Origin of the sequence: Sphaerimonospora thailandensis, assembly GCF_016863115.1 — a bacterium.
GTDB lineage: Bacteria > Actinomycetota > Actinomycetes > Streptosporangiales > Streptosporangiaceae > Sphaerimonospora > Sphaerimonospora cavernae.
In genome coordinates this window covers 114590-124965 of the sequence record NZ_BOOG01000020.1, presented here as the reverse complement: position 1 = coordinate 124965, position 10376 = coordinate 114590, and the positions used below count along the sequence as shown (strand labels likewise).

Annotated in this window: 9 protein-coding genes; all 9 read left to right on the top strand. The window is 68.3% G+C overall.

Features of this window, described 5'->3' with window-relative positions:
- Window positions 1-173: 173 nt before the first annotated feature.
- The 9 genes from Mth01_RS12315 to rodA all read left to right on the top strand — a co-directional run bounded on the left by Mth01_RS12315 (window position 174) and on the right by rodA (window position 10351).
- Window positions 174-1493: a bifunctional folylpolyglutamate synthase/dihydrofolate synthase gene (locus Mth01_RS12315; protein WP_407695936.1), complete on the top strand. Its 1320-nt coding sequence runs from the start codon at window positions 174-176 to the stop codon at window positions 1491-1493.
- A 55-nt stretch (window positions 1494-1548) separates the two neighbouring features.
- Window positions 1549-1896 (top strand): DUF4233 domain-containing protein, encoded by a 348-nt coding sequence (locus Mth01_RS12310; protein ID WP_239089602.1) that lies wholly within the window; start codon window positions 1549-1551, stop codon window positions 1894-1896.
- Window positions 1897-1907: 11 nt separating this feature from the next.
- On the top strand, window positions 1908-3557 hold the full coding sequence (locus tag Mth01_RS12305; protein WP_204015935.1) for a hypothetical protein: 1650 nt from the start codon (window positions 1908-1910) through the stop codon (window positions 3555-3557).
- Window positions 3558-3721: 164 nt separating this feature from the next.
- Window positions 3722-4132: a nucleoside-diphosphate kinase gene (gene ndk, locus Mth01_RS12300; RefSeq protein WP_204015934.1), complete on the top strand. Its 411-nt coding sequence runs from the start codon at window positions 3722-3724 to the stop codon at window positions 4130-4132.
- Between the two features lie 213 nt (window positions 4133-4345).
- The gene (gene mreB, locus Mth01_RS12295; RefSeq protein WP_204015933.1) at window positions 4346-5377 is read left to right on the top strand and encodes a rod shape-determining protein; all 1032 of its coding nucleotides are present in this window, start codon (window positions 4346-4348) and stop codon (window positions 5375-5377) included.
- A 101-nt stretch (window positions 5378-5478) separates the two neighbouring features.
- Window positions 5479-6582 carry a rod shape-determining protein MreC gene (gene mreC, locus Mth01_RS12290; protein WP_204015932.1) on the top strand — a complete coding sequence of 368 codons (1104 nt, stop codon included), beginning with the start codon at window positions 5479-5481 and terminating at the stop codon, window positions 6580-6582.
- Window positions 6583-6587: 5 nt separating this feature from the next.
- Window positions 6588-7118 (top strand): rod shape-determining protein MreD, encoded by a 531-nt coding sequence (gene mreD / locus Mth01_RS12285; protein WP_204015931.1) that lies wholly within the window; start codon window positions 6588-6590, stop codon window positions 7116-7118.
- Window positions 7115-9175 (top strand): penicillin-binding protein 2, encoded by a 2061-nt coding sequence (gene mrdA / locus Mth01_RS12280; RefSeq protein WP_204015930.1) that lies wholly within the window; start codon window positions 7115-7117, stop codon window positions 9173-9175. The genes mreD and mrdA overlap by 4 nt, the downstream gene beginning before the upstream one ends.
- 6 nt (window positions 9176-9181) lie before the next feature.
- Window positions 9182-10351 carry a rod shape-determining protein RodA gene (gene rodA / locus Mth01_RS12275; RefSeq protein ID WP_204015929.1) on the top strand — a complete coding sequence of 390 codons (1170 nt, stop codon included), beginning with the start codon at window positions 9182-9184 and terminating at the stop codon, window positions 10349-10351.
- Window positions 10352-10376: the final 25 nt, after the last annotated feature.

The window sequence follows — 10376 nt, the reverse complement described above, 5'->3', positions numbered from 1 at the left end:
CCAGACCAAGACCCCACCGATCACCAGGCCCCGCTCCCGGCGTGTCTTGGTGGGTGATGCGTGCGGATCCGGCCGCTGTCTCTTCAAGCCCGTCGCAGGTCTCGACGCGCTGCCCCACGATGCCGAGAACACCGCCGCCGAGAACACCGCTGTCGCGCTGAGCCCGTACGCTGATGTCCGTGGAATACCGAGTCGCCGAGCAGGCTGTCATGGCCAGGGGAGTGGAGTGGGATTTCCAGCCCTCCCTCGAACGGATCAGCGCGCTGATGGAACTCATCGGTGACCCGCAGAAAACGTTTCAAGTCATTCATGTCGCCGGGACCAACGGTAAGACGAGTACCGCGCGGATGATCGAAGGGCTGCTGAGAGAACGTAACCTGCGTGTCGGCCGTTACACGAGCCCTCATCTCACCTCGGTCCGCGAACGCATCTCAGTGGATGGGGAGCCCCTGTCGGAGGATCGTTTCACCGAGGTGTACCAGGATGTCGAGCCGTACCTCGAAATGATCGACAGCAAGGTCGGTCGCTTGAGTTTCTTCGAGACTCTCACCGCGATGGCATTCGCGGCGTTCGCGGACGCCCCCGTCGACGTCGCGGTGATCGAGACGGGTATGGGCGGAGTCTGGGACGCCACCAATGTGGCGGACGGCACGATCGCCGTCATCACCCCGATTTCGTTGGATCACACCGACTATCTCGGCCCGGACGTCGCGACGATCTCCAAGGAGAAGGCCGGCATCATCAAACCGGGTGCGACCGCCGTACTCGCGCAGCAACCGCTTCCGGCCGCCGAGGTTCTGATGAGACGGGTGGCGGAGGTGGGCGGCGTCGTAGCCAGAGAGGGACTGGAGTTCGGCGTGCTCCATCGAGAGCTCGCGATGGGGGGCCAGATGCTCCAGCTCAAGGGGCTCAAGGGGGTGTACGAGGAGGTCTTCTTGCCGCTGTACGGCGCGCATCAGGCGGGAAACGCCGCGTCGGCGCTGGCAGCGGTCGAGGCGCTGACGGGGGGTGATGATCCTCTGGGTAATGAGGTCGTCCGGCAGGCGTTCGCGCAGGTGACGAGCCCGGGCCGGCTCGAGGTCGTCAGACGAGGACCGACGGTGGTTCTGGACGCCGCGCACAATCCCGGTGGCATGGAAGCCACCGTCGAGGCGCTGACCGAGGCGTTCGGCTTCACGCGGCTCGTCGTCGTGATGGCCGCCATGGGCGACAAGGATGTCAACTCGATCCTTGAACTACTGGAACCGATAGCGGAGGAGGTCGTGGTCACCAGGAACTCCTCTCCCCGCTCCATGCGGCCGGATGAGCTGGGCCTGCGTGCGCAGAGCGTTTTCGGACCGGACCGTGTCCATGTGGCCGAACGGCTCGATGACGCGATCGACGTTGCCATCACCCTGGCAGATCAGGGCGATGAGCTGGGATCCGGGGTGCTCATCACCGGTTCTGTGGTGACCGTCGGCGAGGCCCGCATTCTGCTCGGGGCCGAGCGATGAGGTCATCAGGCGGGGCGAGGCCGAAGTCCCAAACGAACGACATGGGAAGAGCGAGATGAACGATCTGTTCGAGGTGACTCCGGGCAAGCGTCGGCTGTGCGCGAGCGTGCTCGGCATGGAGGCGATCGTCGTCGCGCTGTCCACTCCGGTCGCGATCACGATCAATCATGTTTCCGCGCCGGTCGCGGTGACGGTCGGAATCGGGCTCGCGGTCCTGTGCGTCGTGGTGACGGGCATGCTCAAGCGGTCGTTCGCGTACATCGCGGGCACAGTCCTTCAGATCTTGGCGATTGCGACCGGATTTCTCGTTCCGGTCATGTTCTTCCTCGGAGTGATCTTCGCTCTTCTCTGGATTACGGCCATCTTCGTCGCTCACCGTGTCGAGGGCGCGACGAAGCGCTAAAGTCGGCAAGCATGGCCGTCCCTCCCGTTTCGCAGGCCCGGACCGCCGCGGCGGTTCGCGCCGTGCGCGTTCCCCTGCTTCTGGACGTCGTCGCCGGGCTGCTCATCATGGTCGCCCTGCCCCTCGCCGTCGTCGCGATCCCGAACACGATCTCGGTCGTCGCAGCGCTGCTGCCGCCCGGCGTCTCGCACGTCGACATGATGCGGGCGCATGGCCTGGCGCTGCCGGCCATGCTGCTGACCGTGCCCCTCGCGGCGGTGGCGGTACGCCGGTTCCGTGCCGCGCCGATTCTCGTCGCCGGTCTCGCGCTGCTCGCGGTGGCCGACGCCGCCGGCGGGTACGCGAACTCGACCGGACTGGTCGGCGTGCTGCGCGTGCTCCACGGGCTCGGGGCAGGGGCACTCATCCCGGCGACTCTCGTTGTTGTCTGGGAGCGGCCGCGCAGGAACGTCCTGCTGCCGCTCTGGGCGGGGATGCTCACGGTCAGTCTGCTGTCGGCCCAGGCGCTCGCGCTTCACCCGCTCGCCGACCTTGCCGGTCCGGACTCCTGGCGGGTCACGCTGCAGCCGTACCCGCTGCCGACCGGGGTCGCCCTCGTGCTGGCCGCCGCCTACCTGGTCCTGTGGCTGATCGAGGGCGCGGGCGACGGTGGCTCGTCGTACGGCGAGACGAGAGTCGCGGAGTCGGCTGGGGCGGGTGCCTCCACGGTGGGCTCGGTGGGTGCGTCCCCGGCGGAACGCAGGCAGCTCATGCTGGCGGTGGTGCCCGCCGCGGGTATCGCCGCGCTCGGGATCTTCCTGACTTTCGATTGGCCCCCGGTCCTGGTCATCGTCGTCGCGGCCGTCGCGGCCGCCGCCGTCCTGGCGATGCTGGGTCTCGGGGCGATCGGCACGATCGAGGGGCCGGGCGGGCGCACGCTGGCCTTCGTCAACGTGGCGATCGGCCTGGTCGTGCTGCCGACCGCGGCGCAGACCACCTACCTCGAACTGGGCGGGCTCGGCGGGCCAGGGCTGAAGGGCCTGTGGCTGCCGTTCCTCATCGCCGCTTTCATCGCTCTGGCTGCGGCCGTCATCGTGGGCGGGCTTCCGGAGCGGAAGGTCACGACGTTCCCGGCGGTGGGGATGGTGGCCATGGTGGCCGGTCTCTGCGCCATCTGGTGGATCGTGCCCGAGCCGTCGGGGTGGCCGCTCGTGGCGCCGTTCACACTGCTCGCGGCCGGTTCGGCGGTGGCGCTGGTGAGCGCGTTCCGGCTGGCCGGAATCGGATCGGCGCTACTCGGCCTGTCCATGTGCTTTCCCGCGCTGCTTGCCGGCTTCCTGCTCGGCACCGGCATCCAGGTCCTGGTGCTGGACCTGATCAGCCGGTCCGGGTCGGCCACCGGAGAGGCCGTGGCGAACGGCTTCGTCGACGCGCTGCACAAGTGGGCGCTGGTCGGTGGTGGCGTGGTCGTCGGAATCATCTTGCTCGCACAGTTCCTGGCTCGTCGCGCCTCCGCGCTTCCCGAGGCATCTCTGGCCGCCGGTACGGCTTCCGCCGCGACCACGGACTCCGCCGGTGAGCGGAGATTCGGCGGGCAGGACACCCAGGTGATGATCCCGGCGCCGACTCCGTCACCCGAAGGCGAGAAAGGCACGGCCGGACACGTCGACGGGGACCGGTAAGCTGCCGTTGCGGTTGGAACCCTGGGGGTGATCCGGGCACCGGGATGATCTCACCCGTCTGCACGGTCTTCGCGGGAACGCGGAGGCTTCGGGGCGCACGGGGATTCCCGGGTGGAAACCGCCACCGAGCAGCCTCGCTGCCTCATTCGACAAGGAGAGAAACCGTGTCTGAGCGTACGCTTGTCCTGATCAAGCCGGACGGGGTCCGTCGCGGCCTCATCGGCGACGTCATCGGCCGGATCGAGCGCAAGGGTCTGAAGATCGTGGCGATGGACCTGCGCACGCTCGACGCCGAGACCGCCAAGGCCCACTACGCAGAGCACTCCGAGCGCCCGTTCTTCGGCGAGTTGGTCGAGTTCATCACCTCCGCACCGCTGGTGGCGCTGGTGGTGGAGGGCCCCCGCGCGATCGAGGCGTTCCGTGCGCTGGCCGGCGCCACCGACCCGGTCAAGTCGCCTCCCGGCACCATCCGAGGCGACCACGCCCTGGAGATCGGCGAGAACGTCGTGCATGGCTCGGACTCGCCCGAGTCCGCCGCCCGTGAAGTCAAGATCTTCTTTCCTGACCGTTTCTGAGGCTTCGCTTTGTCGCACCGCAGGCCCCGGGTCAAACCCGGGGCCTGCGGTGTTTTCCCAGGTGGTGACCATTATCTGGCCGGGGTGGCGGCGATTTTCCCCGGGCCTGATGGCTCGATGTGCCGCGTAATGGACACATCGCGTTACGATTCGAGTGCGATGCGTTATCCCGCCAACCACCCGCTAACCACCTGAAGGAAGGCTTCCTTCCGCATGGGCAGCAAGCTGACATTCCTGGGCCGTGACATGGCTGTCGACCTTGGCACGGCGAACACGCTGGTTTATGTCCGAGGCCGCGGCGTCGTGCTGAACGAGCCGTCCGTTGTCGCCATCAACGTCACGACAGGAAAGATCGTGGCGGTTGGCATAGAAGCGAAGCGGATGATCGGCCGTACGCCTGGCAACATCGTCGCCATTCGCCCCCTGAGAGACGGGGTGATCGCGGACTTCGAAGTGACCGAGCGTATGTTGCGATATTTCATCCAGAAGGTGCACAAGCGTACGCGCTTCGTGCGCCCCCGCATCATTGTGGCGGTTCCCAGCGGCATCACCGCGGTCGAGCAGCGCGCGGTGAAGGAAGCGGGATACCAGGCCGGCGCCCGGCGCGTGTACATCATCGAGGAGCCGATGGCGGCCGCGATCGGTGCCGGTCTGCCCGTCCACGAACCCACCGGCAACATGGTGGTGGACATAGGGGGCGGCACCACCGAGGTCGCCATCATCTCGATGGGCGGCATAGTGACCAGCCAGTCGATCCGCGTCGCTGGAGACGAACTCGACCAGGCGGTCGCGGCCTTCGCCAAGAAGGAACACTCCCTGATGCTGGGGGATCGGACCGCGGAGGAAGTGAAGATCTCCGTAGGAGCGGCCTGCGCGTCGGGAGAGGAGATCCACGCCGAGGTCCGCGGTCGGGACCTGGTGACCGGCCTGCCCAAGACCGTGGTCATCTCGAGTGAAGAGATCCGCCGGGCGTTGAGCGAACAGGTCAATGTGATCGTGGACACGGTCAAGACCACACTGGACAAGTGCCCGCCGGAGCTCTCGGGTGACCTGATGGACCGAGGCATCGCGGTGACCGGCGGGGGCGGCCTGCTCAAGGGCATGGTCGACCGGTTGCGCGAGGAGACGGGGATGCCCGTACACCTCGCGGACAACGCGCTCGACTCGGTCGCGCTGGGATCCGGCAGATGTGTGGAGGACTTTGAAGCCCTCCAGCAGGTGCTCGTACCCGAGCCTCGCAACTAGGTCGTGCTTCAAGAGTCATGAATGCCCAGCCCGCTTGGCGGGCGGCCCACAACGCCCGCCTGATCTTCCCGGTTCACGGACACACGACTTAAGGAGCGGTCATGAGAGACACCCGCCGCGCCCGTCTCGCGGTCGGACTTCTCCTCGCCGCCGCGCTGGTCCTGATCACCGTGGATCACCGGGTGGGAAGCGGGCCGGTCCTCGGACCGGTGCATGACGTCGCGTCCGGCATCTTCGCGAAGGCGGAGCAGGTGAGCGCGACCGTCACCAAACCGGTCAGGGACTTCGTGGGCATGCTCCGCGCCGCTCCCGAAGCCGAGCGGACCATCGTCACGTTGCGGAAGGAGAACGCCAAGCTGCATACCGAGCTGTCCACTCGGCAGCTCGACAGCACACGGGCCGCGAAGCTGGACCGGATGCTCGGGCTGGCGGGCCTGGGCCGTTACCGGGTCGTGCCTGCGCAGGTGCTGGCCCGGCGGGCCTTTCCGGGTTTCGAAGACGCCGTCGAGATCGACGCGGGAACCGAGGACGGGGTGCGGCCGGACATGACCGTGCTCACCGGCGGCGGGCTCGTCGGCCGCGTGGTCCAAGCGGCGGCGGACAGCGCGACCGTGCTGCTGCTGACCGATCCCGCCCTCTCGGCGGGAGCCCGCCTTGAAGGCGGCAACCAGATCGGCGTCGTGAGCGGCCTGGGCGAGGCGGGCGGTGGTGACAATCTGATCAGGTTCCGGTTGCTCGACTCGACGGTGCCGCTGCCCCTGGGCGGCCGGATCGTCTCCTTCGGTTCACAGCGCAGCAAGCCGTACGTCCCGGGCGTGCCCATCGGCGTGATCCAGCGGGTGGAGTCGCTGCCGGGAGAGCTGACCAAGATCGCTTACGTAAAGCCGTTCACCGACTTCTCGTCGCTCGACGTCGTCGGGGTCGTGGTGCAGGCGCCCAAGCGCGATCCGCGTGACTCGGTGCTTCCGCCGGTCCCGCGGCAGGTCAAGGTCAAGGAGCCGCGCAAGGATGAGGAGAAGCGGGCGGGCCGTGGCGAGGAGGTCGCCGACGAGAGGCGGGCCGAGGCTGACCACTGGGCCCAGATCGAGGAGGGAAGAGCCGGGGCCGAGCGGGCGAACGGCCATACGCGCGCGCCGGAGCGGGGCGAGCCGCCGCGTCGTCGCCCGGCGGCCGGGGGAGCCGCGCGTAGCGACGGGAGGAACTGACCCTGATGCTCCGCAATCTGACCGCGGCACTGCTGATCTTCGCTGCCCTGGTGCTGCAGGCGAGCCTGGTGAACCGGTTGCTGGGCGCGTACGCACCGGATTTCGTGCTGCTGATCATTCTGACGCTCGCCGCGTTGCGCGGGCCGCAGGCCGGAGCGGTGATCGGCTTCTCCGGTGGCCTCGCCTATGACCTGCTGCCGCCGGCCAGTCACACGCTCGGACAGTACGCGCTGCTGCTGTGTGCGCTGGGGTACGCCGCCGGCCGGATGGGCGGGCAGTCGCCGATGCTCACGGTGGCGGTCTGCGCCGTCGTCGCGCCTGGACTGGCCGCGGGGATCGGCGCGCTGCTGGGCCACCCCGGGGTCACCTGGACCGTCCTGCGCGCGGCCTGGCCACGGGCCGCGCTGTGTGACCTCGTTGCCGTCCCCGCCGTGATGTGGCTGTTGAGCGACCGGTACCGGCTGCGAAGACGCCGTGGCAGGGCCGGGTCGACCGGGATGGGCTCGACGACGAGTTGGGGACGGGGGACGGCATGACACGGTTGCGTGGGCGACTGTTGGTCCTGCAGGTGCTCGTGATCGCGATGATCGTGGTGCTCGTCGTAAGGCTGTGGCAGGTGCAGGTCATGCAGGGCGAGCGGTTCGGCACGGTCGCGACCGAGACCCGAACCAGGGAGGTGCGCGTGCCGGCCCTGCGCGGCTCGATTCTCGACTCGTCGGGGCACCCGCTGGTCCGCAACCGCACCAGCCTGGTGGTGTCGGTCGACCGGGGCCGGCTCGAGCGCATGCATGACGGAGGCGCCGCGGTGCTGAGGCGGCTGTCGACCGTGCTGGGCGTCCCGTACGACGAGCTCAAGCAGCAGATCCGGGCCTGCGGGCCGGGCATCTCGCGGCCCTGCTGGCCGGGCTCGCCGTACACGCCGATCCCGGTGGCCGAGCACGTGAAGACCCGCCAGGCGCTGCAGATCCTGGAACGCCAGGAGGACTTCCCCGGCGTGACGGCCGAGATCCAGTCGAGGCGCGACTATCCGCACGGCAAGGAGGCCGCCGCGTTGCTCGGCTACCTCCAGCCGGTCACCGAGCAGGAGTTGGAGCGGCGGGAGGGGCTCAAGGCGAGCTTTTCGGGCGTCGACCTGGTCGGGCAGGGTGGGCTGGAGGCGATCTACGACGCGGCGATGCGCGGCAAGCCGGGCCTGCGGCGGGTCCAGGTGGACCGGATGGGCAAGGTCATCAAGATCGATCAGCAGGCGAACCCGGTGCCGGGCGACATCCTGGTCACCAGCATCGACCAGCGGGTCCAGTCGATCGTGGAGAAGTCACTCGACCAGGCGATGAAGGAGACGCCGAAGTCGAACGGAGCGGCGGCCGTCGTGCTGGACGTCAAGACCGGGCGGGTCGTCGCGATGGCCAGCAGGCCGACGTACGACCCGTCGATCTGGGTGGGCGGCATCAAGGAGAAGGATTACCGGTGGCTGCTGTCGGACAAGTCGGGTAAGCCGCTGGTGTCGCGGGCGATCAACGGCACGTACGCACCCGGGTCCACCTTCAAGATCAGCTCGGTTTCGGCGATGATCGCCAACGGTTCCCCGCTGAACGGCAGCTACGAGTGCCCGAGCTCCTTCACCGCCGCCGGGCAGACGTACGCCAACGCCGGCGGTATGTCCCTGGGGTCCATCTCCCTGCACACGGCGCTCGAGAAGTCCTGCGACACGGTCTTCTATAAGGCGGGTTTCGAGCAGTGGAAGGCCGATGGCGGCTTGAAGCCCAAGGGCACCCCCAAGGAGCCGATGACCCATATGGCCAAGGCGTACGGCTTCGGCCGGCGCACCGGCATCGACCTGCCGGGTGAGAGCCCGGGCCTGGTCCCGGGCCGGCAGTGGAAGAAGGACCTGTGGGCCTCGATGAAGGACACCATGTGCCGGCGGGCCAAGACCGGCTATCCGGAGATGAAGGACCAGGCCAAGGCCGCGTATGCCAAGCGGCTCGCGCACGAGAACTGCGTGGAGGGCAACATCTGGCACGCCTATGAGGCGATCAACTTCTCCATCGGCCAGGGCGCCTTGCTGGTGACCCCGCTCCAGCTCGCCCGGGCGTACGCCGCGCTCGTCGGCGATGGCAACGTTCGCAGCCCCCGGATCGGCTGGGCCCTGGTCCGGCCGGACGGCACACTGGTCAAGGAGATCCCGGTGCCGGTGGAGGGCCATCTGCCGATCAGCGACCACGCGCGCGACTACATTCGCAAGGCACTGGCCCAGGTACCCGTCACCGGGACGGCCGCGGCCGTGTTCCGCGGGTTCGACTTCAATGTCGTGAAGGTCGGCGGCAAAACCGGTACGGCGGAGGTATACGGCAAGGACGACACGTCGTGGTTCGCATCGTTCGCCCCCGCGGACAACCCGCGCTTCGTGGCCGTGGTGATGGTGGCCCAGGGCGGATGGGGCGCCTCCACCGCGGCACCTGCGGTCCGCCGGATCTGGGAGGGGATCTACGGCGTCGGCAAGGGCGATGACGGCAAGCCGATCAAGCCCGCGCTTCCGGGCGGCAACCCGCCGGCGCGGCTGCCAGTGATCAGGGACGGGGTGGCGGTCCAGTGATGCGAGATGACTGACGCGTTGCGGGTTCGAAGGCGATCATTCGTACGGCGGGTCGTCGGCCAGGGAGCGCCGCTGCGGCGGATGGACGGCATCCTTCTCGGCGCGGTCGTCGCACTCAGCGTCATCGGCACGCTCCTGGTCTGGTCGTCCACCCGGAACTGGAACTCGGCCGAGCCGACCGCGCTGGCCAAGAAGCATGTGCTCAACCTGTGCGTCGGCCTCGCGCTCTACAGCGCCGTCGCGGTGTCCGACTATCGCGTGCTGCGTCGTTACGCGCCCCTGATGTACGGGATCGTGACCGTGGGGCTGCTGCTGGTCCTCACCCCGATGGGCGCGACGATCAACGGCCACCGCTCGTGGATCACGATTGGGGGCGGTTTCGCCGTACAGCCGGACGAGGTGGCCAAACCGGTCCTGGTGCTGCTGCTGGCGATGTTGCTGGCACGGGCCGGAGACAAGAAGAAGGACCGGCCGCGCTATCTGTATGTGGCGCTGTGCCTCGCCGTCTGGGGGGGAACGGCGGTCCTGGTCATGATGGAGCCCGACCTCGGCACCACGACGGTGTTGACGGCGATCACGGGCGGCATGATCGTGTACGCGGGTGTTCACAAGCGCCTGATCGCGGCCGGGGTGGTGCTGGCGGCCGCGGGCGCGGCGGCCGTGTGGTTCCTCGGGCTGCTCAAGCCGTACCAGGTGGCGCGGTTCACCGCGCTGATGGATCCGTCGACCGATCCGCGCGGGATCGGCTACAACAGCAGACAGGCGCTGATCGCGATCGGCTCGGGGGAGCTGTTCGGCAAGGGCCTGTTCCACGGGGGGCAGACGACCGGCCGTTTCGTGCCGGAACAGCACACCGACTTCATCTTCACCGTGGCCGGCGAGGAACTGGGCTTCGTCGGGGCGGCAGTGGTGGTGCTGCTGCTCGGGGTGGTGCTGCTGCGATGCCTGCGGATCGCACGGCTGTGCGAGGACCGGTTCGCCGCGCTCGTGGCCGGAGGCATCGTCACCTGGATGGGGTTCCAGACGCTGGTCAACGTCGGCATGACCATCGGGATCATGCCGATCACCGGGGTGCCGCTGCCGTTCGTCTCGTACGGCGGCACCGCGACGTTCTCCAACATGATGGCGGTGGGCGTTCTGCAGGCGATCCACATCAAGGACCGGGTGTTCGGATGACGGCTGGGACCCCCGCTGGAGCCGA